This window comes from Tessaracoccus flavus (assembly GCF_001997295.1).
Classification (GTDB): Bacteria; Actinomycetota; Actinomycetes; order Propionibacteriales; family Propionibacteriaceae; genus Arachnia; species Arachnia flava.
Window position 1 is genome coordinate 152,979 of sequence record NZ_CP019605.1, and the last position, 24,629, is coordinate 177,607.

A 24,629-nucleotide genomic window follows, 5' to 3' on the forward strand; every position below is an offset into this window, starting at 1 on the left:
GGTCCCTGAGCTTGTCGAAGGGTAGCGGCCTCACACCGACCGCCGCCCCTGGCGCGGGGGCGGTGACCACAGCCCAGGCCGTGACCCTTCGACAAGCTCAGGGATCGAGGTCGGGGTCAGTAGCCGGCGAAGGCGAAGGGGGCGACGGCGTCGAGGCGCGGGAAGTTGAGCGACACGTCGGCCTTGGCGGCGGTGACGGGCTTGGCGCAGTACGCGACCGAAAGCCCCGCGGCGGCGAACATCGCCAGGTCGTTGGCGCCGTCGCCGACTGCGACGGTGAGCGCCGGGTCGATCGAGTTGTCGTGGGCGAAGCGCAACAGGTCCCGCGCCTTCTGGTCCCGGTCGACGACGCTCCCGACGCACCTGCCGGTCAGGCGCTCCACGCCGTCGGCGGTGACGGTCTCCAGATCGTTGGCGTTGTAGAAGTCCAGGCCGAGCCGCTGGGCGAGCGGAGCGACCAGTTGCGTGAAGCCGCCCGAGGTGACGCCCACTTTGGCGCCAGCGGACTGGGCGGTGCGGATGAGTTCCTCCGCGCCGTCGGAGAGCGTCATGGCTGCGGCCACCTCGTCAAACACGCTCGTTGGCAGCCCGTCGAGGGTGGCGACGCGTTCGGTCAGGGAGCTGGTGAAGTCGAGTTCGCCGCGCATCGCGCGCCCGGTGATTTCGGCCACCTTTTCTCCGACCCCCGCATGATCGGCCAGCAGATCGATGGCCTCGGTGGTGGTGAGCGTGGAGTCGACATCCATGAGGAGAAGCTTGGCGCGCTGCAGCGCCAGTGGTCCGGTGATGACGGCCACCGCGACATTCCCGGCGAAGGCGCGCAGAGCGGTGCGCAGGGCGTCGGGATCATCGTGGGAGGTGAGGATGCTGGTGCGGTGGCCGTAGGGCGTCTGGTCGGAGATCACGTACTCGGGCGTGGGGACCAGCGACACCAGGGACGTGGGGATGGGTCCCTGCGATGCCATGGTGACGCGAATCTGCATGGGCTTCAGGCTAGCGGCGAGTCACCCGCGGCCTGCCACGGGTCCATGGGTGGGGGCAAGGGCGTCGCGGACGGCGGCGATCGCGTCGGGCAGCTCGTGGAAGTGCTGTTCGGGGCGCATGGCCTCAAGGAGTAGGGCCGTGCGGATCTGGGATTCGGTCATCCCCTGCACCACGACCACCACGCCTCGGCGCTCCATCTCCTCGATGGATTCCTTCAGCGCGAACGCCCCGGAGGCGTCCATCACCTGCAGTCGGTGGCAGCGGATGATGATGGCGGCGCGTTCCTTGCTGGTGACCTCTCGGATGAACCTCCTCGCGTCGCCGTAGAACAGCGCGCCGTCCACCCGCACCATGCCCAGCAGCGGACGCAGCCACTCGGCGTCGGTGGGGATGTCGACGCGCCCGGCCCGGGTGTCGACGGGGAGCGACTGCCGCCGGACCACCGAATACGACGCCATGTGCCTGAGGCTCATGGCCCCCGCCATGAGAACGCCGAGAAGGACGGCGGCGATGAGGTCGAGGGCGACGGTGCAGGCCAGCGTGAGTAGGAAGGTGTTGCGGTCCGCCCTGGTGGCCCGCACCATGCGGCTGGCGAGGCTGACGTCGATCATTCGCAAGGCGGTGCCCACCAGTACGCCAGCCAGGGCAGCCAGGGGAATCCGTTCCACGACCGGGGAGAGGACCAACACGATGACCAGCAGCACAAGCGCGTGGCTGATCGATCCCAGCCTGGTGCGGGCCCCGGAGCGGACGTTGACCGCGGTGCGGGCGATGGCGCCGGTGGCGGGCAGCCCTCCGAAGAGGCCGGACGCGACGTTCGCCAGACCCTGCCCGACCAGTTCGCGGTCGGGCCTGGTCCGGGTGAGGTCGGGGCGCATGCCGTCGGCGACTCGAGCGGAGAGGAGCGACTCAAGAGCGGCGAGGGCAGCTACTGCCAGCGCAGGTGCCGCGAGTTGCTGGACGAGGCCGATCGACACCGTAGGCAGCTGGGGCAGCGGCAACCCGGCGGGAAGCGACCCGATCCTCTCGACCTCGAGCCCGGTCAGCTCGACGACGACCGTCGCCACCGTGATCGCGATGAGCGCGGCCGGCAGCTTGCGCGCGAACCTGGTCAGCGCCGCAGCGATCACCAGCACCAGCGCTCCGACGGTCAACGGAGCCCAGGCCCCGGCCCAGTCTGTCTGGACGGCCGTCAGCCAGCTCGACACCACCGTCGACTCGTGCCGAACCGCCTCGGTGCCCAGAAGAAGTGGCACCTGTTGGACCGCGATGATCACGCCGATGCCCATGGTGAAGCCCTCGACGACCGGCGCCGGGATGATGTCGACAGCGCGGCCGAGACCAGCTACTCCGGCGGCCACCACGATGATCCCGGCCAGGATGGCGAGCAACGGCACGGATCCGACCCCGTGCTGGGCGATGACGGGGAGCAGCACGACGGTCATCGCGCCGGTCGGGCCCGACACCTGCAGGTGGGACCCGCCGAACACTGCCGCCACAAGGCCGGCCACGACGGCAGTGACGATTCCCGCGGCAGCGCCCATCCCAGAGGCGACGCCGAAGCCGAGCGCCAGCGGCAGCGCCACGACGCCGACGGTGACGCCCGCCACCAGATCCTTCGACCACGACTTGCCGACTCCGCGGTAGTCGCCCGGGCCCGGCACGAGGTCCCGGAGCCCGACGACTCGCTGTGCGGCGGCCACCCTGGCAAAGCGCCAGGACTCGGCTGGTGTGTTGCGGGGGGCTTCGCGCCGGGTGTCGTCGACCATGGCCCCCGTTCTACTCCCTGTCGCTCGCGGAGGCACACGCGGGGTGAGGGACCGCTCGGCGCGACCTCTCAGTGGGGAGGCACGCTCAGGCCTGGTCGCGAGCGGTCCTCCACCCTGCGGGGCGGCTTTTCCACAGGTCTCGTCCAACGCCGGAGGCGGGCTTCAGGAAAGCGAAAACGCACCGACCAGCCGTTGGTGGGGCGATCGGTGCGTTTCCGCTCGAGGAGACGAGTCAGCGGGAGGCGGCGATGGGAATGACAGTGAGCTCCTGCTCCTGCCCGCCACGCTGCACGGTGATCTTCATCTCCTGGCCTACCTGGCCTGCGCGCACGAGCGCGACCAGCGATTCCATATTCATCACCGGCTTGCCGTCGACGGCGGTGATGAGGTCTCCGACCTGGATGCCGGCCTCGGCGGCGGGCGAACCGTCGACCACGGTCGCCACCTCGGCGCCGACCTGGCCGGTGGTGCGGATGTCGCTCGCGCTGACCCCGATCCGGGGGTGCTTCGCCACCCCGGTCTCGATGAGCTGGTCGGCGACGTACTTGACCTGGTCAGCGCCGATGGCGAACCCGATCCCGATATTGCCGGCCTGAGCGCTGCCGGCCGACGGCAGCGCCGCAATCGAACTCGTGATGCCGATGAGCTCACCCGAGCCGTTGACCAGAGCGCCGCCGGAGTTGCCGGGGTTGATCGCGGCGTTGGTCTGGATGGCGGCGGTGACCACCACGTCGTCGCCCTGCGCCATCGTCGTGTTGCCGACGGCGCGCGTGGTGACCGGGCGGTCGAGGGCAGAGATGATGCCGGTGGTGACGGTGTCGGCCAGCCCCAGCGGGTTGCCGATGGCCATGACGGGGTCGCCGACGTTGAGGGTGTCGACATCGCCGTAGCTCATGACAGAGAGTTCGGCCGGCGGGTCGACGAACTTGATGACCGCCAGGTCGGTCGATGGGTCGCTGCCGACAACCTCCGCTTCGTAGGAGGTGGTGCCCAGGAGGACGGTGATGGTCGCGCCCTGCCCGCTGCCGGCGATGACGTGGTTGTTGGTGACGATGTGGCCCTCGTTGTCGATGACGACGCCCGAGCCCTGGCCCCCCGAACCGTTGCCCATCACCTGGATGGCCACGACGGAGTCGGCCGCCGCCTCAGCGACGACGGTCCAGTTCGGGTTTGCCGGATCGGCCTGGACCACCTCGGTGGTGGTGCCCTGGGGGCCTGCGCTCGTGGTCGTGGCGGTCGCCGTCGGCTGGTCCTCCAGCATCTTGGTGACGGTCACTCCCGTGCCGCCGCCGATGCCGCCCGCCAGAACGGCGACCGCCAACATGCCGGCCAGCCCCGTGCGGCGCTTGGCCGGCTTCTGAGTAGTGGCGGGCTGCGGCGCGGGCCGGTACTGCGGCGGAGCGTCGTACCAGGACCCGCCAGGCTGCGGCTGCGACGGCCGCTGCGGGCCGTACTGCTCGGGCCGCGGCTGTTGCCAGGTTCCGCGGCTCGGATCGGACTGGGGCTGGCCCTGCTGTCCGACGGGAGGAGCCGAGGGCTGGAAGACGGGTCTGGACGGCGACGAGGTGGGGTACGACGGTCCCTCAGGGCGCGCACTCTGCCCGGACCAGCCTTCGCGGCTCCAGGGGTGCGGGTTCTGGTTTCCCATCTGCTCGTTGCTCATGGTGGCCTTTCTCACGTATTGACGTGTTCCAGGTAACGCCCCAAGTCTATGAGCTTGCTGTGAAGACCCCTTCGGTTCCCTGGGAGTCGAGAAACCCTTCGACAGGCTCAGGGATCGAAGAGTCTGGCTCAGGGAGCGAAGAGTCAGGCGCGCGCGACGGTGACGGTTGCCGTGTAGTGCGGGTCCTGAAGCGCCACCTGGGTCCGACCGACGCGGACATTGAGCTCCTTGCGCCACGGCAGGTGCGAGTTGAAGACGCACCAGAGCTGGCCGCCCGGGCGAAGCACGCGGGCGGCGTCGTCGAACATGGCGAGGGTGTCGGCGGAGTCCTTGGCGAAACCCTTGTGGAACGGGGGGTTGGTGACGATGGCGTCGAAGGAATCATCCGGGTAGTCAGCCAGGCCGTCGCCCCAGGTGGCGTCCACCTCCACGCCGTTCACCTCGGCCGCGACGACGGTGCCCGCGACCGCGGACCAGCTCACGTCCCGCGCGGACACGGTGCGGCCGTCGCGCGCCAGCCACATCGCGAGGGTGCCGTTGCCGCAGCCGAAATCGAGCACGTCCTCGCCCTCCAACCCGGGGGTGCGCCCGGCCCCGCGGAGGGCGGCGAGCAGCAGGCGCGAGCCTGGATCGATCTTGGTGCCGCCGAACGTGGCACCGTGGGCGGCCACCGCGAAGCCAAGGTCGTCGTGGTCGCGCACCTTGGGCCAGTCGGACTCCAGACCGTTGGGACCCCAGGCCCGCAGCACGCGGGACTTGGACCGGCCCAGGCTCGCGGCCACCGCCGTGAAGTGCTTGCCCAGTACCTCGTTCATGGTGAGGTTCATGTGCTTGATGCGGGCCCCGCCCACGAACGTGACGTCCTGCGCGCCCTGGACCAGCGCGGCCTGCTCGTCGAGCGCGGCCAGCGATTTCGGTAGGCGGGCGAGGGCGAGATCGACGCCGGCCAGATCCGTCGGGTGTTCAACAAGGAGCTCCGAGGGCACGAGCGCGGCGTCGCGCCAGTCGTCGCAGAAGACCCTCACATCGTCGGTGAGGGTGAGTGCGTCCTCGACCAGCGCGGGGGCATCCAGCAGCGCGACCGCGCTGGCCTCCTTCGGCGCTTCGTCCCAGATCAGGTCGTCCACCACGTCTCGCATGCACCGACCCTAGCGGGCTCGCGCACGTGGGCGCGTGCGCAACTACGATGGGCGCAAAGGAATGGAGGCCTGACATGGGAATGCTCGCGACATTCACCCCGATCCCGGCTGGCTGCGTCGACGACGTGGTCGAGGACCCGAGCCTGATCGAGCGGGACTACGCCGACGTTGCCGTTGACTGTGACAAAGCCTGGCAGGGCATCCACTTCCTGCTCACCGGCTCCGACTGGGAGGGAGACCCGCCGCTCAGCCTCATGATCATGGGCGGCCGGGAACTGACCGACGACGGAGTGCGGCTCCTGTCGTCGGACGAGGTGCAGCAGGTGGCGGCCACTCTTCCCATGGAGGAGGTGCTTCGCGCCCGGTTCGACCCGCAGCGCATGAACCAGCTCGACATCTATCCCGGCATCTGGAGCGAGGGCGACGCCGCCTGCGACTACCTGCTCGAGCACTACGGACCTCTCGCCGACCTCTTCCGCGACGCAGCCGGCCGGGGCGACGCGATCGCGATCTCGATCGCCTGACCCGTTCGTTTGCGGGGGTTTCGGCCGCGAGGAACCAGGGAACGCACGCAGTCGGCCGGGTTCATCCTGAGAAAACGTGCCTCGACCGCGCTATAGGTCTTGGCAAGTCGTTTTTTCAGGACGAAGTGAGGGGATCCTCTTTGCAGGCGGCCGTTCGTCAGGCAGAGGCCGACGGTCAGCCGAGGACCGAGACGAGGTCGATCACCAACTGGTCGGCGCGGAGGTCGGGCGCGTCCGGGCTGAAGCCCATCCGCACCACCACGAGGTCCGCCGACGGCACCACATAGGTGCGCTGGCCGTCGTGGCCCTGCATCCAGTAGGCGTCGGCGGGAAGATTGGGCTTCGACAGAGTGCCGTCGGGGCGCAGGTTCACCCACCACGACGACCCGTATCCGGAGTCCTCGGCCTCGACGACGGGTTCGGCCGTCGTCGACTCGGCGATCCAGCCCTCGGGGAGCAGCCGTTCCCCGCCGACGACGCCGTCGTCGAGCGCGAACTGGCCCAGGACCGCGAACTCGCGGGGGGTTGCCCACAGGTAGGAGCTGCACACGGGCACGCCCGCACCGTCGGGCTCCCAGACGGCGCGGCTCAGCCCGAGCGGGGCGAACAGCTCGGAACGGGGCAGGTCCGCGCCCTGGCCGGTGGCCTGGACGAGGGCCTTGCAGACGATGTTGGTGCTGCCGCTCGAGTACTCCTGCACGGTTCCGACTGGGTGCTCCTGCGGTTGACCGGCCGCGAAGGCGCCCATGTCGCGCTGCAGGTACAGCATCGAGGTGATCGGCGTGCCGAGGTCGTAGGTCTCGTCCCAGGCCAGCCCGCTGCGCATGCGCAGCAGATCATCGAGGGTGATCGCCCCACTCGCGTCGTCGGCCCAGCCCATCTCGAGTGGCTCGTCGATGTCGACCACGCCGTCGTGTACCAGTCGGCCCACCAGCAGGTTCGTCGCGCTCTTCGCCATCGACCAGCCGAGTTGGGGGGAGAACTCAGTGAAGCCGTCGGCGTAGCGCTCAGCCACGAGGCGGCCTTCGTGGAGGACGACGACGGCGCGGGTGCCCAGCGCGGCTTTCGCGTCGTGGTCGAGGTCGTCGCCGAAAGCCCTGTTGATGGCGCTCTCAAGGTCAGCCGGGGGTGGGACGAGGGCTCTGGTGAGCACGGGGTTGGAATCCAGGACGCGCGTGGGCTCCGGCAGTTCTGGCGCCTGGGCACCGACGGTGCAGCCGTATCCCTCCGCGGCGTGGGCCCGCTGCACGGCGAGCACACCGAGCACGCTGGCGCGGACCGAGGCCTCGTCGTCGGTGGTGCGCAGGTACGGCACGAGGGGGTTGGAGGGAAGGTCGGCCTCGACGTTGCTGCGACCACCGATCGTCCGTAGCGCGCACTCGTTGTGGGCGGCATACCCCGTTCCGGTGAGGAGCAGAGGGCGCGCGTACCAGTACCCGCCCAGCAGGGCGATGATGATCACAACGATCACACCCACCAGGACGCGTGGCCACAGACGTCGACGCTCCCTCACAGTGAGAACCTAACCGCACCTCATGGGCGTTGTCGGGTGAATCGACATATTGCGCAGGGTGGTGTCGCGCCGGGTACCGGAGTCACTGCTCGATCGCCAATCGGGCGGTTCGAACGCCAACCGAGAGCCGCAAACGCCAACCGACAACGCTTTCCGCCGACCAGAATCAGCGACGCCCCCGAGATCTCAGGGGCGTCGCTGAGTCTCGCGGGCGTCTTTGGCTATCGATTGGCGTCCTGTGCGGTCCGTTGGCGTCGAGGGGCCCCGCCGGGTTGATCGGCGGGGCCCCTGGTCGGGTGATGGTCAGCGGGGGCGGAACATCATTGATCCCTGAGCTTGTCGTTCATTGATCCCTGAGCTTGTCGAAGGGTTACGGCCGTGACGGTGGTCGCCGCCCCTGTGGTCGGGGGCGGACGGTGGGGAACTGGGTCGTTACCCTTCGACGGACGCTCCTCGCTGGCGCTCGTCGCTGCTCAGGGTTCAGGTCCCTGAGCTTGTCGAAGGGTTACGGCCGTGACGGTGGTCGCCGCCCCTGTGGTCGGGGGCGGACGGTGGGGAACTGGGTCGTTACCCTTCGACGGACGCTCGCTCGTTCCTCGCGAGCTGCTCAGGGACCGGTTCGACGGACGCTCCTCGCTGCTCAGGGAGCTAGGCGGGGCCGAGGGTCGCGGCGACCAGGGCCCCCTTGGCCCGCACGGGCATGCGTACGAACATGCCCCACATCGCCCTTGCGAGGCCGGCCGCGCTGGCGTCGCGCGACATGAACTCCCGCTGGGACGCCGTCGGGATCCGGCCGAAAGCCTCGAACAGCGCGAGTGTCCCGGGGGTGTCGAGCCGCAGCAGGGCTCGCAGCCCCATCTCGCGGAACAGATCCGTCGGCCCGATCGGGTCCGCGGAGCGGAGCGCTCTGCCTGCGGCGAGCTCGTCGGCGAGGGTCTCAGCGCGCTTGAGCGCGTGGGCCACCGAGTAGCCCGTGACGATGTTGCCGCCTCGTCCGGCGGTGCCCACCGCCAGCACACCGGCCGGCGCCGGCTCGCCCCGCCCCCGCATGGGGATGCGGACCACCTCACGCTCCAGCGGATGGTCGATCGCGTCGGGGGCGACGCCTCGGTGGAGGAGTCGCCGCCGCAACCGGCGCTTCAGCTCTTCGATGGGTAGCCCTGGAGCTGCGGCCAGGCAGGTCTCCTCGAGCAGGATCCGCCCGTTGCCCACGGGGATCGCGTAGAGGAAGGTCGGGGGAGCGGGAGCGTCGTCGTCCGCCCAGTCGGTGCGCCAGTCCATCAGCAGACCGGCGGCCCCGTCGAGAGCCGGGGCAGCGGCGGCGGCCTCGACGACGATGCCGTACGCGGTCTGCGCGGGAGCGGGGTCGTCGGGCCTGGACCCGTTCGGTCGCGCGCCCCGGGCGTCGACGACGACACGTGCCTCGCTGAGCAGGGCAGTGACGTCGTCGTCGGTCAGGCGCGCTTGTCTGAGTTCGGCGCCGGCCAACGGCAGGGCGGCCTGGAGTGCGGCGTTGTCGAGGACGAGGTAGTCGCGGCGGAGCGGATAGCGCCCGTGCGCCCGCAGCTCGGGATGCACGACGCGCTCACGAATCACGCTCTCGGGCAGTGCCCCCAACTCGTCGCCCCAGATCCCGTAGGTGGGCGTCCAGCGGCCTTCAATCCGTGGGTCGACGGCCAGCACGCGCATCCCGCGGACGAGGCAGGCCGACGCGAGTGCCCGCCCGGCTGGCCCCAGGCCGACCACCGCGACATCGAACGAACTGCTCACCCGCCCATCATTCCACGGGCCACCACTACGCCTCCCCGAGCCTGTCGCGTCCTGGTCCCTGAGCTTGTCGCGTCCTGGTCCCTGAGCTTGTCGAAGGGTTACGGCCGGGACGTCGGTCGCCGCCATTGTGGTCGGGGGCGGTGGTAGACAACGAGGCCGTTACCCTTCGACGGACGCTCACTCGTTCCTCGTGAGCTGCCCAGGGACCACCCCTCGACGGACGGGCTGCTCGCTGCGCTCGCTGGCCCTGCTCAGGGATCGAGTCGGCGGACGGGCTGCTCGCTGCGCTCGCTGGCCCTGCTCAGGGGATCAGACCTTGAAGCGGACGATGTTGTTGAACACCCACATGTTGGTCCGGTAGTAGCGCCAGGTGCCGTCGGGGTTCTGCACCGACTGCACCACGCCGTAGACGTAGATGAAGCTCCGGCACGCGTTGGGACCGGTCAGGGCGGTGTCGCATTCCGTCTTCCATTGGCGACCCGACGAGATGAACACCGAGCCCTCGGAGTCCACGGCGAGCGGGTTGGTGCCCCACGCGTCCCTTGTCATGTACGGCAGGTACGTGAGGTTGTTGAACGCCCACTTGTTGGTCTTGATATACACGCCGCCGTCGTAGACGACGATCGTCGCCCAGATCTCGGTGCGGCACCGCACGGTCTGGGAGTAGGGCTCGCACGTGGTGCGCCACTCGCGGCCGTTGACCTGGTGGTAGCCGGGGGTCGAGTACACGTCGGCGTCGGGCTTCCACGTCATTTCGGGCACCGAGCTCGGAGTCGGGAAGACGCTCGCCTTCAGGGCCGCAGTCAGCGCCCGCCGTTCGGAGGCCTTCACCGTCGTCGAGGTCGACGCGGCCGCAGCCTGACTGGCGTTGGCATAGCTGTAGCCCGACCAGCCGAGTCCCGCGGAGGTGACCAGCTGCGCCTGCAGCACGGAGTTCGGGATGGTGTTGAGGTAGAGCGCGGTGCCGGAGATCATGTGGCGGCCGGTCTCACTCTTGACGCGGACCAGGAATTGATTCCACGAGGTGAACATCGCCGCCTGAGCGGTGTCGTGCTGGCGCTTGTAGTTCATCAGCACGACGGCGTCGATGAGCTTGGCCCGGGTCCAGCCGTACCAGTCCTGAAGCACGCCAGTGTAGGTGTCGGTTTGCTGCCAGGTCTTCGTTGCTGACGGCCCGGTGCCGTACGAGATCCCGTTGACCGACAGCGCCGCCGAGGGGTCAGCAGCGGCGACCGTCTGGCTGATGCGGCGCACCACATTGGTCACCTGGTCGCGACGCCACTGCGAGAACTGCGCATCTGATGGCAGGGGCGTGCCGGTCCGGCCGGTGGCGGCACGGAACCTCTGCAGGGATGTGAGGGAGTAGCCCCAGTCGTTGCCTGCGATGGTGCCGCTGCGGTCGGGGTAGCGGATGTAGTCGAGGTTGATGCCGTCGACCTCGTAGTTCCGCACGATCGAGTTGACGCCCGCGACGATGTAGTCGACCGCGGCCGGGTTGCCCAGGTCGATGTAGCTGTTGTTTCCGACGATCTCGACACCGTCGTAGCGCTTGTCGAGCCAGCGGTTACTGCCGGTGGCGGTCGGGCCGTGGGTGTTGTAGACGTGCGCGGGGTTGGGCGGTGCGGTGGCGCTGTTCCACAGCGTGCCGACGTTGAACCAGGCGTGCACCTTGAGCCCGGCGGCGTGACCCTGACGGATCACCTCGGCCAGCGGGTCGAACGGCGCGGGCGTGGCGATCGTCGAGCTACGGGGGTAGGTCGAGTTGTTGCAGAAGCAGTCGAAGCGGCGCGCCGTCTGCACCAGCAGTGTGTTGACGTTCGCGGCCTTCGCGTCGGCCACCACCTGGGTGATCCGTTGCGGCGAGGACAAGCCCGGGTTGAACGCGTCAACCCACAGCGAACGCCACTGCGACGCCGGGGCCGCAGCGGCCGGCATCGGTTGAAGCGTGGCTGCGGCCAGCACCCCCGCGATGAGGACGGTCAACAGCTTTCTCATGATTCCTCCCGTGGTTGCCGATGGCGGAGGGAGGGCTGCGCGGCGTGCGCTGGGGCGGGCGTCGACGCTGCTCGGTGCCACCGGTACTGACGATGCTACGCCTGAGTCCGTCGGAAGTGAAGGCCCACGTCACACACCCCTTGGGGTGGGGTTCGGCTCCGGCAAACCCGCACGGATGAGCCGCTCTGCTGCCTAGACTCGAAAGGCCCGATGCCTCTGGATCGCGAGCGGTCCGGGGGTCCGACGAAGGAGAACCGCGAATGGCCACTAAGAAGTCGCCCTCGAAGAAGCCAGCTGCCAAGAAGGTCGCACCTGCCGACGACGCCGCCCTCTCGGCTCCGCCGCCCGGCCCCGGCATCGAGAATCCGCCGGTGGAGGAGCCGACGGCCCCCGTCGCACCGCCGCCGCCCAAGCCGTCGCAGGGTTCTCCCGAGACGGTCACCCCGACCGGGGCTCCCACCGGTGCTCCGCCCGAGTCCAAGGCGCAGCAGGGCGAGTACCTCACCACCGCGCAGGGCGCGCGGCTGCGCAGCACCGACCACGCGCTCAAAGCGGGCCCCCGCGGCCCGGTGCTGCTGCAGGATCACCACCTCCGCGAGAAGATCACGCACTTCGACCACGAACGCATCCCCGAGCGCGTCGTGCACGCGCGCGGCACCGGAGCGCACGGCGTGTTCGTCGCGAACGGCCGGGCGGAGAAGATCTGCCGCGCTGCCTTCCTGAAGAAGGGCGTCGAGACCGACGTCTTCGTCCGGTTCTCGACGGTCGCCGGGTTCCGCGGCTCCTCCGACACCGTCCGCGACACCCGCGGGTTCGCGACGAAGTTCTACACCTCAGAGGGCAACTACGACCTCGTCGGCAACAACATCCCCGTCTTCTTCATCCAAGAGGGCATCAAGTTCCCCGACATCGTGCACGCGGTCAAGCCCGAGCCCGACCGCGAGATCCCGCAGGCGCAGAGCGCCCATGACACGTTCTGGGACTTCGTCTCCCTCCACACAGAGGCACAGGCCCACGTGGCCTGGAGCATGTCCGACCGGGCCATCCCGCTGTCGTATCGGATGATGGAGGGCTTCGGCATCCACACCTTCCGGCTCATCAACGAGGCGGGCGAGACCAGCCTGGTGAAGTTCCACTGGAAGCCGAAGCAGGGCATCCACAGCCAGGTCTGGGAAGAGACCCAGATGACGGCGGGCAACGACCCCGACTTCCACCGCCGCGACCTCTATGACGCGATCGACGCCGGCGCCTTCCCGTCCTACGACCTCGGCGTGCAGGTGATGCCGGACAGCGACGACGAAACCTTCGAGGGCATCGACCTGCTCGACCCCACCAAGATCGTCCCCGAGGAGCTCTGCCCCGTCGAGATCATCGGCACGATGACGCTCAACCGCCGCCCCACCAACTTCTTCGCGGAGGTGGAGCAGGTGATGTTCAACCCCGGCAACCTGGTGCCCGGCATCGACATCACGAACGACCCCCTGCTGCAGGTGCGGCTGTTCTCCTACATCGACACGCAGATCACCCGCCTGGGCGGGCCGAACTTCAGCCAGATCCCGATCAACCGCGCCCACTGCCCGGTCAACGACATGTTCCGCGACGGCTTCCACCAGCACGCCGTCCACGGCGGGGTGGCGCCGTACCGCCCGAACTCGCTCGACGGCGGCAACCCGGCCGTCGCCGACGACGACAGCGGCGCGTTCATCGACGTCCCGCAGCGCGTCGAGGGCGCGAAGGTGCGGGAGCTGTCCGAGAGCTTCGACGACCACTTCAGCCAGGCGACGCTGTTCGTCCGCTCGCTGACCGACGTGGAGCGCCAACATCTGACGAGGGCCTACGTCTTCGAGCTTGGCAAGTGCTACGAGGAATCGATCCGTGTCCGGCAGCTGCAGTGCCTGGCCAACATCGACGCCGACCTCTGCGCCGAGGTGGCCAAGGCACTCGGCCTGCCGGCGCCGGAGCCGACGGTGCCGCCAGCCGCAGACGTCGAGCCGAGCCCTGCGCTGTCCCAGATCCGGGGCACGTGGCCGGTGACCGGCCGCAAGATCGCGCTCATCGTCGACGCCGACACCGAGCCCGCCGCCATCACGGCGGCCAAGGATGCCGTCATGGCCGCGGGCATGCTGCCGTTCGTCACCGCTCCCCATGGCGGCAAGCTGGGTGACGTCGTCGTCGATCGCACGTTCCTGACCGCGGCGTCGATCGAGTTCGACGCGGCCGTGGTGGTGGAGGCGCCGGCGCCCGCGCCGGACGCTGAGCCCACCTTCGACGCCAAGGCCGGCCACTCGACGTCGGGGAAGCCCGTCGACCCGCGGGTGGTGAAGATGCTCGGCGAGATGTTCCGCCACTGCAAGGCGATCGCCGTCACCCCGGGGGCGACCGCGGTGCTGGAGGCCGCCGGCATCCCGGCGGACGCGGCCGGCGTCGTCGCTGAGGAGCCTGCGGCCGCCGTCGCCGAGCTGGCAAAGTTGCTCGCCACCCATAGGGTCTGGGAACGGTTCCCGACCGCCAAACCCACTGCGAAGGAGTGAACATGTCGAACGCCGATCACGTGGAGTCGTCAACGGCCGACAGCGTCCGAGAGGCGGCGGATCGACCCCACCAGTGAATTTGATCGCCCGGCTCCGCCGGGTGATGCTGCACGAGCGTGCTCTGCTGGCGCTCAAGTCCGGGCTCGCGGCGGGGCTTGGGTGGGTTGTCGGCGCACAGTTCCCGGGTGTGATGGCGGAGTACGCCTACTACGCCTCGCTGGGCGGCATCTCGGTCATCTATCCGGCTATCAGCGACTCGGTGCGCGAGGCGATCCGCGCCACGGCTGCGATCATACTCGGTGCGCTGGTCGCAGCGCTGATGCAGATCATCTCGTGGCCCAACGCGCTGACCGTGGGGCTGGTGGTGGTCATCGGCACGGCACTGGGCGGCCTGCGTTTCCTCGGGGAGCAGCGGCACTGGGTGGCAACCGCTGCGCTGTTCGTGCTGATCTTCTCCGGCGACCCGCCGCAGGACTACATCCTCATCTACGTGGGGCAGATCCTGACCGGTGCGCTGATCGGGCTGGCGGTCAACGCCGCGGTGCCGAAGATGAACCTCACGTCGCTCAGCGACGCGGCTGAAGGGCTGCGGGCGGAGCTCGTGGTGCAGCTGCGCCGGGTCGCAGAGTTGCTGCGCGAGCGAGATGAACCGGACGCGGAGCAGCTGGAGGCGGTCTTCGACGAGATCGACAACGAGCGCGATCGGCTGCGGCAGGCGCTGGAAAAGGTGAAGCGGTCCACCGAGGGCAACCCGCGGGCGGTCCGCTACGAGGGCGTCCGCCGCTCGCTCCAGGATCGGGCGCGGTCGCTGGCGCACATCGCGTTCATGGTCCAGGACGTCGGGGTCGTCCTGCAGGACGTGCAGCGCGACGACTACCGGGTACTCGACCTCCAGCTGCGCCGGGCCACGGCCACGGCCTTCGCGGGCCTCGCCGACGTGATCGAAACCCCGACCGCGGAGCTGGCGGAGCGGGTCCGGGCGGATGTCACCGACCTGATGAACCAGGTCCACAACGCGGAGTTCGACGACGTCGAGGGCCGTTATCTGGCGGGGATCATCGCCGCCTCCGCTCAGCTCTCGCTCAGCACGGCGCTCAGCAGTCTGCCCGTCGTCGAGGACTCCTGACCCGTCCGGTGTGTCTGGGGCGAGGAGTACGCTGGTCGGCATGAGCGAGGGCGCTTGCCGACGGATCTCCGTCAAACCAGGGGAGGCCACTTCCCCGAGAGTGGAGAGCTTCGACGGCGTCTGGCGCGTGCGCTCGACCGAAGCGGTGCGCCAGATCCTGCGTCAGCGTGACGCCACCGCGCAGGCGGGCTTCAACTCCGAGTCCATTCCCGACGGCACGATGGCCGACCAGCCGATCCTGTTCATGGACGGGGAGCCGCACCGTCAGCAGCGGAGCAAGATCGCACGGTACTTCGCGCCCAAGACTGTTGCGGCGCGCTACCGCGAGCTCATGGAGCGGCGCGCCGACGCGCTGGTCGCCGAGATGGTTGCCGACGGGCGGGCGCGACTGGACGACGTGTCGCTGCGGTACTCCACAGAGGTTGCGGCGAAAGTGATCGGACTCACCAACTCGCGGACCGACCGGATGGCGCGACGCCTGGAGAAGTTGTTCGACCAGCCGCCGTACGATCCGGCGCGGGGCGACGGCGAGGGTCGCGTGAGGGCCGCGCTGAGGCAGCTCCGCGGTGCCGCGCCGATGGCGTGGTTCTACGTTTGGGACGTGCGGCCCGCGATCCGCGAGCGGCGGCGCGAGCCGCAGGAGGACGTCATCAGCCACCTGCTCAAGGAGGGCTACGGCATCCCCGCGATCCTCATCGAGTGCGTCACGTACGGCGCGGCAGGGATGGCCACCACTCGCGAGTTCATCTCAATGGCGGCGCTGCACCTCCTGCGCGACGATGCGCTGCGTGCCCGCTATGTGCAGGCCGACGAGCCGGAGCGGTACGCGATCCTGCACGAGATCCTGAGGCTTGAGCCGATCGTCGGGCACCTGTACCGGCGTGCCGAGCGTGAGTTCACGTTCGACGACGCGGGGGCCACGCACACCGTCCGGGCCGGGCAGTTGCTCGACCTGCATATCCGCCAGGCCAACGCCGACCCGACGACCGTGGGGGACGCCCCGCTGGACCTCTGCCCGGGCCGGGAGCTCCCCCGCGGGATAGGTGCGGAGGTGATGAGCTTCGGCGACGGCCCCCACAAGTGCCCGGGCAATGCCCTGGCGATCCAGGAGACGGACATCCTCTTGACGCGTCTCTTCGCGCACGACGTCGCACTGGTCGGTGAACCCGACCTGGGTTGGGACGAGATCATCTCGGGCTACGCGCTGCGAAACGTGACGATCGCTGTCTCTCCGTCCGACCTGCACCGTCTCCCCGGGTAGCGGGCGAGCGTATCCCCGTCTCCCCGAGTAGCGAGCGAGGAACGAGCGAGCGTTTCACCGTCTCCCCGAGTAGTGAGCGAGGAACGAGCGAGCGTTTCACCGTCTCCCCGAGTAGTGAGCGAGGAACGAGCGAGCGTATCGAGGGGTGTCCCGCGAGGCTGCGACTGGCTTGGGAGAGCGGTCAGGTTGCGAGCCCCTCGATACGCGGGTGCTCGTTCCTCGCGGCCGCTACTCAGGGAGACGTGGTGGGCCGGCTGCTCATTCGTCGCTCGCTACTCAGCTAGCCCGCCGTTCCGGCACCGTGGGTGAGGGGAGGCGGCACGTCCGAGAGGAGCCATTCAGCGACATGTACGACCACTATGGTCGCGCGTGTCGCCAAACTGACCCTTTCACAATGGGTAAAGAGAAGCCCCACTTCAGATGAGGGCGACGGCTGGGGCTGGTCAGCCGAGGAACACCGCGGCGAGGAAGGCGGCGTAGAGGGCCAACGCGCCAACGGCGAGGATCTGGGACGGCTTCGTCCAGCCGTCGCGCACCGCGGCGACGGTGAACGCCGCAGCGAGAAGCGCCCACACCAGCTGGTGACCCCAATCGACGACCACACCCAGCCAACCGGCCGACTCCGTCGCTGCCACGCCGTCGCCCACGACGGTGAAGACGATCGCTATGACAGCCGCCGCCGCGGCGGCCGCCGCGTAGACCCAGCGCCGGCTGCGCTTTGAGGGCGGTTCAGCCACGTGACCCGCCCGCCTGGGTGTCGCGGGGGAGCAGGCCCGATGCCCGCATCAGGTCAACGCCCAGCGTGCTCGGGTTGTGGGCCACCTCCCAGCGGATGCCGTCGGGGTCGGCGAAGTAGCCGCTGTATCCACCCCAGGCACGAGACTGGCCCGGGACGATGTCGGACGCGCCCGCGGCGTCGGCGTCGGCGAGCACGCGGTCGACGTCGGCCGGGGCTGGGACGTTGTGCGCGAGCGTGATCGGGACCAACCCGTCGCCGCGACTGATCGGCCCGACCTCGGCTTCGAACTCATCCTCGGCCCACAGCGACAGCACGAGCGTGGCCGAGAGGCGGATCATGACGATGCTCTCCGCCTCGAACTCGGCCGGCCACCCCAATCCTTCGATGTAGAACCGTCGCGCTGCCGCGATGTCCGTGACGGCGAGCGTGACGAAGTTGAGCCGCGGTTCCACGACGTCCGATCCCTCGTGACTACGACGCGGCTACGCGGTCCAAGGCTGCCTTGAGGGCCGCGCGGACCTCGTCGGCGAGCGGCTCCATCTGCGAGTTGCCGGTCAGCGTGACCATCGTCTCCGGATCGATCGCCTCGACCACCGTGACACCGGCGCTGTGCCGGACCACCACGTTGCAGGGCAGCAGCAGCCCGAGCGAAGGTTCGGTCTGCAGGCCCTTGTGGGCGAACCCCGGGTTGCAGGCGCCGAGGATGACCTGGTCGTCGATGTCGACGTCGAGCTTGTTCTTCAGCGTCTGCTTGAGGTTGATCTCGGTCAGGATCCCGAAGCCGCTCTCGGCCAGCGACTCCTTGGTCAGCCCGACCACCTCGTCGAAAGGGCGCTCCAGGTCGATTCGTAGTGCGTAGTTCATGTCAACCTCCTTGCTTCGATCTTGCCGTGTCCGGTGCCGCTCGGGAAGGGGTTGGGCGAATCAGCAGGAGGCGTGGTCAGTGATCCGCTTGGCGGCGGCGAACGCATAGCACGTGAGCAACAACAGCAGCGGAGGGATGGCGTTGGCCGACTGGGACAGCAGCACCGGTGCGCCGAGCGTCACGATGGCCGGCACCGCACCGCACGATCCGCCCACCAGGTGTTCACGCAGCCGCACCCCGGCTGGCGGCACGTAGGTTGCCAGGGTGAGCGCTCCGACGGCGGCGGCAAGGCCCAGCAGTGCGCCGTCGAGGAAGGAGGTCGCGGGTCGTGCGGACGTCAACATCAGGAACATGGCCACCGCCGCGACGGCGAAGGTGACGGTGTGTCGCCTGGACCAGGCCGCACGCCAGAAGGCGGGGCCGCTGGCTGGGACGTCGATGTGTCCGAGCGTCTGCTGTTGGGTCATGTTTCCACTATACCCCAAGGGGTATCGCGTTGCCCTGATGCTCTTCCAGTGAGGGGGCGCGGACGGTAGATTGGGGCTTTCTGCGACAGTGAGGTCCGGCCATGCAGCTTTCGAGTCGTTCCATCCTTCCGTTCCTCGCGGCCGCCGCGCTCGCGCTGTCCGCGTGCGGAGGTGAGGCCGAGGTGCCCCCGACGCCCGCCACCGAGGCCGCGTCGACCACCACCCCGGAGCCGGTGCCCGAGCCGACCGACGAGGCGCCCGCCACCGGTTCCGACGACGGGGCTATCGAGATGGAAGAGGAGATGGAAGAGATCGCCGCTTCCATGGAGGCGCAGCAAACGGGTGGCTCGGCAAGCGTCACCATCGGCGACCAGACGTGGGACTTCGACGGCGTGCTCTGCGCGTTCGGCCCGGAGGAGATCGGGCAGGAGGGCGCCGAGTTCGTCCTCTCCGCGATCGGCGACGGCCTGCAGTTCTACATCTCCGTCGACGCGATGGGTCAATTCGTGAGCCTCAACGACATCGAGAACTTTGAGGATCCAGCGCTCAGCTGGGAAGCCGACCAGGACGCGAGCGGCGAGGGCTTCATCCAGGTGGACGGAAAGGATGTCAGCGGAGAGGCGACGTTCATCGACTACCTCAGCGAGAGCTGGGACGAGGTCGAGGGCAGCTTCGAGGGCTCCTGCCCCTGATTCGTCGTTGACTCAGGTCGGTCGGAGGGGGCGTAGGCCCTTCGGTCTGGCCCGTTGGCGTCGGTCCTGGGTAGCGGTGTCCAGGAGTCAGGTAGACGGCGGGTCGCATCACGGAACGCCGGGTGACAAGCCGGGGGACCGGTTGGCGAATGCGGGATCCCACCGCAACTGGGTTATGATAAGGGCCGATCGCGTCCAACCGCGGGCGGGAATTTCGGAGGCGCGGTGCAACGACTACGACCAGGGCTGGTGCTCTCGGATCGATACCGTCTCATTGGACATGTGGCATCAGGCGGCATGGGCCAGGTTTGGGAGGCATTCGACGACGTGCTCGAGCGTCGCGTCGCCGTCAAGGTCATGCATCCCCACACCCAGGACGAGATCGCGATGGCGAGGCGCTTCAAGGACGAGGCCCGCTTCGCCGCCCAACTCGCCCACCCGAACATCGTCACGGTGCACGACTACGTCGAGCACGAGGGACTCATCTGCCTCGTCATGGAGTTCGTCGACGGCCCGACGCTGGCTGGGATCCTGACCCGCGGCCCGCTCGAGCCGGAAGAAACGCGAACGGTGCTGGCGGAACTGGCCGCCGGACTCGCCGTCGCCCACGACGCCGGCATCATCCACCGCGACATCAAGCCCGCCAATGTCCTCGTCGCGGAGACTGGAGCCAAGCTCACGGACTTCGGCATCGCCCGATCGGTCGACCGCACGTCGCACACCATGGACGGGCAGGTCCTCGGCACCGCTCACTACCTCAGCCCCGAGCAGGCGCTCGGCGAGCAGGTCGGTCCGCCGTCGGACATTTACGGCCTCGGCGTGCTGGCGCACGAAATGCTGAGCGGCACCAAGCCGTTCGACCGCGGTTCGCCGATCGCCACCGCACTGGCCCACGTCCAGGATGCGCCTCCGCCGCTCGCCGACGGCACCCCCGCCGAACTCGAGCGGCTCATCAACAGCTGCCTCGAGAAGGCGCCTGAGGATCGCCCGACCGCCGCCGCGCTGGCCGACCTCCTCGCTGGTTCCGGGGTGGCAGTCGACGTACCGGCTGACCTTCCCGCCGAGGCGCCGGACGTCGAGGAGACGCTCGTCTTCTCATCGGTCCCGCGCCGGGCGCTCGCCGAGCGCTGACGCCCCCCCGGGGGGTAGCCTCGCAGTTGTGAGGATTGCCACCTGGAACGTGAACTCCGCCAAGCAGCGGATGCCCCGGCTGTTGCCGTGGCTTGCGGAACGTCAGCCCGACGTCGTCTGCCTCCAGGAGACCAAGCTCACCGACGCCGGGTTCGCCGATCTCTTCGACGGACCGCTGGCCGAACTCGGGTACGAGGCAGCTCATCATGGGCAGGGCGGGTTCAACGGCGTCGCGCTGCTGTCGCGCGTCGGCCTGGCCGACGTGGAGCGCAACTTCGCCGGGCAGCCCGACTACCGCGGAGCCACCGAGGCGCGGGCGATCAGCGCGACCTGCGCAGGCGTACGGATCCGCAGCCTCTATGTGCCCAACGGCCGCGAGGTGTCCTCCGACCATTACGACTACAAGCTCCACTGGCTGGACGCGCTCGCCGACGCCGTCGCGCAGGGCCCGTCCGACGTCGCTCTCTGCGGGGACATGAACGTCGCCCCCGCCGACGCCGACGTCTTCGACCCGGGCGCCTACATCGGACACACCCACGTCACCGCGCCGGAGCGGGAGCGGCTCTCCGCCTTCGGGCTGGTCGACGTCGTCCGCGCGCGCTGGCCGGAGCATGACCGGCTGTTCTCGTACTGGGACTACCGTGCCGGGATGTTCCACCAGGATCTCGGGATGCGCATCGATCTGGTCCTCGCGTCGCGCCCGGTAGCCGACCGCGTTGCGGCGGCCTGGGTCGACCGCGCCGCCCGCAAGGGGAAGCTGCCCAGCGATCACGCGCCGGTCATCGTCGACCTCGACGAGGCGCCCGACGGCGACATCGGGCCTGTCGTGCCCCCGCCGTCGAACCCCAAACGGGGCGGTCGGACGCGTCTCCCGCAGTCGCGCGACTGACCTCGCCGCCCCGCCGTCGGGCCCCACACGCCAACGGTTCCGTCGAGACGCCAACGGCCCTACCGGAACGCCAAAGGTCGGACCCCAACGCCAACGGTTCGGAGCCCAACGCCAACCGTTCCAGCCGTACGCCAACCGTTATTCGCTTTCGCCAGCGAAAACCAGGGACGCCCCGGATGTATGTCAGGCATCGTTGATAACTGCAGGCCTCCCTACCTCTTCGTTGGCGTTGTGGACTACGGGAGCTGACGCAGGAAGAGCCGTACGCTTGCCGTCGTGAGCACTGACATCATCGCGGCCGTCGCCGCCGCTGCCCTGGCCCTCCTCGGTCTGGTGGGGATCGTCTTCCCCGTGCTTCCGGGCAGCATCACGGTCGCGGTCGGCGCGCTGGTCTGGGCCATCTGGGGAAGCTCGACCTGGGGCTGGGTCGCCTTCGGGGTCGCGGCGGTGCTTCTTCTTATCGGCGCTCTGAGCAGCTGGCTGCTGACCGGACGGTCACTGCAGCAGCGGCAGGTGCCTAAGTGGCCGATCGCCGTCGGGCTGGTGCTCGGGATCGTGGGCATGATCGTGCTGCCCGGGCTGGGCCTTCCCATCGGTTTCGTGGTCGGGCTGCTGTTGGCCGAGCTCTACCGCGTCCGCAATCTTCGCGACGCCGTCGCCACCAGTTGGGCGACCATCAAGGCGCTCGGCCTGGGGATCATCGTCGAGCTCCTCTGCGCCATGGCCGCCACCGCCGTGCTGGCTGTGAGTATCGCCACCGCCTGGTGACCAGTAGCCAAGCGCACTTGCCAGAGTCTTCAAGAGCTTGACCCTCTGGTTTTGCGCTCGACGATACCTCTGAGCGTGGCGCTGCGCTCAGAGCCTGCGTCGAGCGCATAACGAGAGGGTTCAGAACCACTAGCCGAGACGAGCGTCGGGCCGTTGCCCGTCGACAAGCTCAGGGATCGAGTTGGTCGTCGGGGACGAGGCGGAGCTGGGGGGTCGGTCGGGGGACCGATGTCGTCAGCACCGACGCGTCCGCCCACGCCGCGGCTAGGTCGGTCAGCTCGCCGGTGCGCTCGTTGAGATCGTCGCGCTGCTCTACGGTCAGCCGGTAGGACGGCAGGGGAGCGTCGGCGCCGGGGCCGGCGAGGTCGGGATAGGGGGTCCCGCCGGAGGTGTCGTCGTGGTAGCTGACGGACCACCGACGCAGCCACTGCGCGAGCCCGGACGTCGAGGTGCGGAACCGGATCCAGCGGTGGTTGTCCCATCCCTGGGCGGGCACGGCGCTGGGCTGGTCGCCCGCGAACGTATCCACCAGCTTGACCGCGCCGAGCTTCCCGCGCTCCGCCAGATCCTTGACCACCTGGGCGGGCATCGACAGGTTCATGCCCCCCTCGGTTGAGTCCTGGTAGACGGTGACGATGCGGTCTCGGTACCCGGGCATCACCATCTGCGCCGCGTCCACCCAGGTGCGGGCGGTATCCACCATCGTCATCGCGAACGCGCCCCACGCACCCAGACCCTCGGTGGGCAGATGGAACCACGGCCGCTGGATGCCTGCCGCGTTGCCGGTGGGCAGGTAGCTGTTCGCCGACTCGTCGGCGGACTTGGCCCGGCCCTTCGGGAAGTGCGCGAGGTTGAACGCGAACGTCGGGTGCCGCGGAAGCGGCGAGTCGAAGAAGTGCACGGGCAGGTTGGCGCAGAGCCCACCGTCGGTGAACCAGACGCTCGAGAAGCTCGGCGTCTCCCAGTTGTTGGGGTCGGTGTAGTCGACGGCCCACAGCCGGACGGCGGAGATCAAGCCGGGGAAGCTGAGCGACATCCGGGTGGCGACGATCACCGGCAGGTCGTCGGCGGCGGGCCAGGGATGCAGGTGGCCGTGGGGTTCGGCGTCGGGCTGCGGCGGGTGGTCGACCATCCACTGCACGACGTCGTCGGGGAACAGCCGGCGCATGTCGTCGGGATCGAAGTAGTACTCGCCGGTGCTCCACGGCATCGCCATCGGCTGGTGGCGGGAGAGGTTGGTGGTCATCACGCGCAGGGTCACGCCGCCGCGGCGGAGGTCGCCGAATGTGAGCGGCGGCCCGTCGCGACGCCCGGCGAGCGACTGAATCTTCGCGTGCAGCCACGGCGTGAGCGGGGTGGCCCCGTGGGCTCCGACGCCCTCCATGCCGGTGCACATGCCGAAGTTGTCGTCGGCCACCTTCGCGAAGGTGCGCAGCGCCCCGGCAGCGACCGCCACCGCGACACCGAGCAGCAGCGCGATGAGCCCTCCGACGACGCCCGCTCCGGCGGCGACCCCCTCGCCGAGCGCGCTGAGAACGATGATGATCAGGCCCGGGACGGCGCCGAGCAGCGCCCCCTTCCAGAAGCTCCGCAGCAGCCCGCCGATCAGCGCCGCGATCTTGTTGTCCGCCGCCGCCATGGAGAACATGAGGCGAAACAGCGGCGCGGCGGTGCGGGTGGGCTGGAAGAAGGAGGACAGCGTCGAGTGGCCGTCGGGGCCGACGGCGGCGAGCGCGTCGGGCATCGCGTCGAGCTCGGCGAAGGCGCCGGCGTCGCGGCCCAGCTCCGCGGCGGCGGCCGCGGCGGCGGCGATGGCCCCCGCGGACGCCCCGCCCACCTGGCTGAGCCGGTAGGTCTTCGCTAGCTCGGCGACCGCACGCGGGTAGATCACGCCGCTGGTGATTCCGCCCTTCATGACGATGTCGCAGCGCAGGGTGGGGTTGGCGTACGGGTCTGGGTCGATGGTCATGATGGTCCTCCGAACAGTTTCTGGCGGTAGGCGGCCACCACCTGGCGGCACATCGCGGAGTATGGGGCGTGGTCGGCGACGAAGCGACTCACCTCGGCGAGGCGCCGTTCCAGTTGGGTCAGGAGTTCCGGATCGTCGGGCCGTCGCACGACGTTGGACTGCGCCTCGGCCACCGACTCCAAGTGCGCGATGAGGTCGAGCAGCCGGTCGCGCCGGGCGGCGCGCAGCCCACGGCGCTGGAGTGCGCAGACCTCGATGGTCGCCGCCCCCTTCCGGCTGCCGCGCAGGGGCCGGACCCACCCGTCGTCGACGGTGCCGGTGCCCCAGACGAATTCGAGGTGCTTCTCCGGGTAGTCGAGGTAGGGGTGGAGGAGCAGCCTTTTCTCGGTGCGTTCCGACCCCGGCGTCGTGGCCCGCGTCGACTCCGACGCCAGCGGGAACGCGTTGGCCTTCCCCGCCGTCACCGTCTTGGGCTGGTTGGGGAGGTCCTGGCCGCGCGGGCTGTTGCAGTCGGTGCAGGACGGCAGCAGGTTGGTCCACTCGCTCGCGAGCCAGTAGTAGCCGGGCGGCACGCGCTTGCGTCCGATCTTCACCTCGCCCTTGGGTCGGTAGTGCTCGATCGCCACGGGTTGGGTGGCGGCGTAGCTCGTCTCGCAGTACGCGCACTTCCCGCCGAACGCCTCCTCGAGCGCCGCGCGGACGTCCGGGTTCTTATAGGCCTTGAAGCCGTCGTACTTGGCCGACCCGTCCCAGGCCGCGTAAAAGTCCAGCGCGGCCTGCCGCTCGTCGAGCGTCTTCACGTCCGACAGGCTCGCCGGCTCCTTGGGCTTGCGG

General features: G+C 69.2%; 21 protein-coding genes. 8 read left to right on the forward strand and 13 right to left on the reverse strand.

The features are described 5' to 3' along the window. Positions 1 to 116: 116 nt before the first annotated feature. The 4 genes from serB to RPIT_RS00760 all read right to left on the reverse strand — a co-directional run bounded on the left by serB (position 117) and on the right by RPIT_RS00760 (position 5,555). Positions 117 to 983, reverse strand: coding sequence for a phosphoserine phosphatase SerB (serB, locus tag RPIT_RS00745; protein WP_226996297.1), 867 nt, complete (start codon positions 981 to 983; stop codon positions 117 to 119). A gap of 21 nt (positions 984 to 1,004) precedes the next feature. Next, positions 1,005 to 2,753, reverse strand: coding sequence for a SulP family inorganic anion transporter (locus RPIT_RS00750; protein WP_077339602.1), 1,749 nt, complete (start codon positions 2,751 to 2,753; stop codon positions 1,005 to 1,007). 232 nt (positions 2,754 to 2,985) lie between these two features. Further along, positions 2,986 to 4,416 carry a S1C family serine protease gene (locus tag RPIT_RS00755; RefSeq protein ID WP_077339604.1) on the reverse strand — a complete coding sequence of 477 codons (1,431 nt, stop codon included), beginning with the start codon at positions 4,414 to 4,416 and terminating at the stop codon, positions 2,986 to 2,988. A 143-nt stretch (positions 4,417 to 4,559) separates the two neighbouring features. Next, positions 4,560 to 5,555: a class I SAM-dependent methyltransferase gene (locus RPIT_RS00760; protein ID WP_077339606.1), complete on the reverse strand. Its 996-nt coding sequence runs from the start codon at positions 5,553 to 5,555 to the stop codon at positions 4,560 to 4,562. 74 nt (positions 5,556 to 5,629) lie between these two features. Here RPIT_RS00760 and RPIT_RS00765 point away from each other — a divergent pair, with 74 nt between their 5' ends. Next, positions 5,630 to 6,079 carry a YfbM family protein gene (locus tag RPIT_RS00765; RefSeq protein WP_162274455.1) on the forward strand — a complete coding sequence of 150 codons (450 nt, stop codon included), beginning with the start codon at positions 5,630 to 5,632 and terminating at the stop codon, positions 6,077 to 6,079. Positions 6,080 to 6,254: 175 nt separating this feature from the next. Here RPIT_RS00765 and RPIT_RS00770 read toward each other — a convergent pair whose 3' ends face one another. The 3 genes from RPIT_RS00770 to RPIT_RS00780 form a co-directional block, all read right to left on the reverse strand. Beyond that, on the reverse strand, positions 6,255 to 7,592 hold the full coding sequence (locus RPIT_RS00770) for a serine hydrolase domain-containing protein (protein ID WP_077339609.1): 1,338 nt from the start codon (positions 7,590 to 7,592) through the stop codon (positions 6,255 to 6,257). A 648-nt stretch (positions 7,593 to 8,240) separates the two neighbouring features. Next, entirely contained in the window at positions 8,241 to 9,362 is a 1,122-nt protein-coding gene (locus RPIT_RS00775; RefSeq protein WP_162274456.1) for a lycopene cyclase family protein, read from the reverse strand. 309 nt (positions 9,363 to 9,671) lie between these two features. Further along, a complete protein-coding gene (locus tag RPIT_RS00780) occupies positions 9,672 to 11,357 on the reverse strand; it encodes a glycoside hydrolase family 10-like protein (RefSeq protein ID WP_077339613.1) in 1,686 nt (561 codons plus the stop codon). A 260-nt stretch (positions 11,358 to 11,617) separates the two neighbouring features. On the opposite strand from RPIT_RS00780, the gene RPIT_RS00785 reads away from it, so the two are divergent. The 3 genes from RPIT_RS00785 to RPIT_RS00795 all read left to right on the forward strand — a co-directional run bounded on the left by RPIT_RS00785 (position 11,618) and on the right by RPIT_RS00795 (position 16,275). Then, on the forward strand, positions 11,618 to 13,888 hold the full coding sequence (locus RPIT_RS00785) for a catalase (protein WP_077339615.1): 2,271 nt from the start codon (positions 11,618 to 11,620) through the stop codon (positions 13,886 to 13,888). A gap of 73 nt (positions 13,889 to 13,961) precedes the next feature. Further along, entirely contained in the window at positions 13,962 to 15,014 is a 1,053-nt protein-coding gene (locus RPIT_RS00790) for an aromatic acid exporter family protein (RefSeq protein ID WP_143028232.1), read from the forward strand. A gap of 40 nt (positions 15,015 to 15,054) precedes the next feature. Further along, complete coding sequence (locus RPIT_RS00795; protein ID WP_077339619.1) at positions 15,055 to 16,275, forward strand: cytochrome P450; 1,221 nt, start codon at positions 15,055 to 15,057, stop codon at positions 16,273 to 16,275. A gap of 443 nt (positions 16,276 to 16,718) precedes the next feature. Here RPIT_RS00795 and RPIT_RS00800 read toward each other — a convergent pair whose 3' ends face one another. The 4 genes from RPIT_RS00800 to RPIT_RS00815 are packed head-to-tail and all read right to left on the reverse strand — an operon-like array spanning position 16,719 to position 18,346. Further along, positions 16,719 to 17,012 (reverse strand): hypothetical protein, encoded by a 294-nt coding sequence (locus RPIT_RS00800; RefSeq protein ID WP_077339621.1) that lies wholly within the window; start codon positions 17,010 to 17,012, stop codon positions 16,719 to 16,721. Continuing rightward, positions 17,005 to 17,466 (reverse strand): VOC family protein, encoded by a 462-nt coding sequence (locus tag RPIT_RS00805; protein WP_077339623.1) that lies wholly within the window; start codon positions 17,464 to 17,466, stop codon positions 17,005 to 17,007. The genes RPIT_RS00800 and RPIT_RS00805 overlap by 8 nt, the downstream gene beginning before the upstream one ends. A gap of 19 nt (positions 17,467 to 17,485) precedes the next feature. Then, positions 17,486 to 17,878, reverse strand: coding sequence for a DUF302 domain-containing protein (locus RPIT_RS00810; protein WP_077339625.1), 393 nt, complete (start codon positions 17,876 to 17,878; stop codon positions 17,486 to 17,488). 60 nt (positions 17,879 to 17,938) lie between these two features. After that, a complete protein-coding gene (locus RPIT_RS00815; RefSeq protein ID WP_077339627.1) occupies positions 17,939 to 18,346 on the reverse strand; it encodes a hypothetical protein in 408 nt (135 codons plus the stop codon). A gap of 101 nt (positions 18,347 to 18,447) precedes the next feature. On the opposite strand from RPIT_RS00815, the gene RPIT_RS00820 reads away from it, so the two are divergent. The 4 genes from RPIT_RS00820 (at position 18,448) to RPIT_RS00835 (ending at position 21,826) form a co-directional block, all read left to right on the forward strand. Further along, a complete protein-coding gene (locus RPIT_RS00820) occupies positions 18,448 to 19,038 on the forward strand; it encodes a hypothetical protein (RefSeq protein WP_077339629.1) in 591 nt (196 codons plus the stop codon). A 282-nt stretch (positions 19,039 to 19,320) separates the two neighbouring features. Beyond that, positions 19,321 to 20,169 (forward strand): serine/threonine-protein kinase, encoded by an 849-nt coding sequence (locus RPIT_RS00825; RefSeq protein WP_226996298.1) that lies wholly within the window; start codon positions 19,321 to 19,323, stop codon positions 20,167 to 20,169. Between the two features lie 28 nt (positions 20,170 to 20,197). Next, positions 20,198 to 21,058, forward strand: a complete 861-nt coding sequence (locus RPIT_RS00830) for an exodeoxyribonuclease III (protein WP_077339633.1) — start codon at positions 20,198 to 20,200, stop codon at positions 21,056 to 21,058. Positions 21,059 to 21,334: 276 nt separating this feature from the next. Then, the gene (locus RPIT_RS00835; RefSeq protein WP_077339635.1) at positions 21,335 to 21,826 is read left to right on the forward strand and encodes a DUF456 domain-containing protein; all 492 of its coding nucleotides are present in this window, start codon (positions 21,335 to 21,337) and stop codon (positions 21,824 to 21,826) included. A gap of 169 nt (positions 21,827 to 21,995) precedes the next feature. On the opposite strand, the gene RPIT_RS00840 is transcribed toward RPIT_RS00835, so the two are convergent. After that, complete coding sequence (locus RPIT_RS00840) at positions 21,996 to 23,795, reverse strand: patatin-like phospholipase domain-containing protein (RefSeq protein WP_077339637.1); 1,800 nt, start codon at positions 23,793 to 23,795, stop codon at positions 21,996 to 21,998. Continuing rightward, positions 23,792 to 24,595 carry an HNH endonuclease family protein gene (locus RPIT_RS00845; RefSeq protein ID WP_143028233.1) on the reverse strand — a complete coding sequence of 268 codons (804 nt, stop codon included), beginning with the start codon at positions 24,593 to 24,595 and terminating at the stop codon, positions 23,792 to 23,794. The genes RPIT_RS00840 and RPIT_RS00845 overlap by 4 nt, the downstream gene beginning before the upstream one ends. Positions 24,596 to 24,629: the final 34 nt, after the last annotated feature.

What these genes read in the sequence shown, in the direction of transcription:
- RPIT_RS00765 (WP_162274455.1), top strand. Translation starts at nt 5,630, where the DNA reads ATGGGAATGCTCGCGACATTCACCCCGATCCCGGCTGGCTGCGTCGAC.
- RPIT_RS00750 (WP_077339602.1), bottom strand. Translation starts at nt 2,753, where the DNA reads ATGGTCGACGACACCCGGCGCGAAGCCCCCCGCAACACACCAGCCGAG.
- RPIT_RS00810 (WP_077339625.1), bottom strand. Translation starts at nt 17,878, where the DNA reads ATGAACTACGCACTACGAATCGACCTGGAGCGCCCTTTCGACGAGGTG.
- RPIT_RS00760 (WP_077339606.1), bottom strand. Translation starts at nt 5,555, where the DNA reads ATGCGAGACGTGGTGGACGACCTGATCTGGGACGAAGCGCCGAAGGAG.
- RPIT_RS00755 (WP_077339604.1), bottom strand. Translation starts at nt 4,416, where the DNA reads ATGAGCAACGAGCAGATGGGAAACCAGAACCCGCACCCCTGGAGCCGC.
- serB (WP_226996297.1), bottom strand. Translation starts at nt 983, where the DNA reads ATGCAGATTCGCGTCACCATGGCATCGCAGGGACCCATCCCCACGTCC.
- RPIT_RS00785 (WP_077339615.1), top strand. Translation starts at nt 11,618, where the DNA reads ATGGCCACTAAGAAGTCGCCCTCGAAGAAGCCAGCTGCCAAGAAGGTC.
- RPIT_RS00820 (WP_077339629.1), top strand. Translation starts at nt 18,448, where the DNA reads ATGCAGCTTTCGAGTCGTTCCATCCTTCCGTTCCTCGCGGCCGCCGCG.
- RPIT_RS00780 (WP_077339613.1), bottom strand. Translation starts at nt 11,357, where the DNA reads ATGAGAAAGCTGTTGACCGTCCTCATCGCGGGGGTGCTGGCCGCAGCC.
- RPIT_RS00795 (WP_077339619.1), top strand. Translation starts at nt 15,055, where the DNA reads ATGAGCGAGGGCGCTTGCCGACGGATCTCCGTCAAACCAGGGGAGGCC.
- RPIT_RS00840 (WP_077339637.1), bottom strand. Translation starts at nt 23,795, where the DNA reads ATGACCATCGACCCAGACCCGTACGCCAACCCCACCCTGCGCTGCGAC.
- RPIT_RS00815 (WP_077339627.1), bottom strand. Translation starts at nt 18,346, where the DNA reads ATGACCCAACAGCAGACGCTCGGACACATCGACGTCCCAGCCAGCGGC.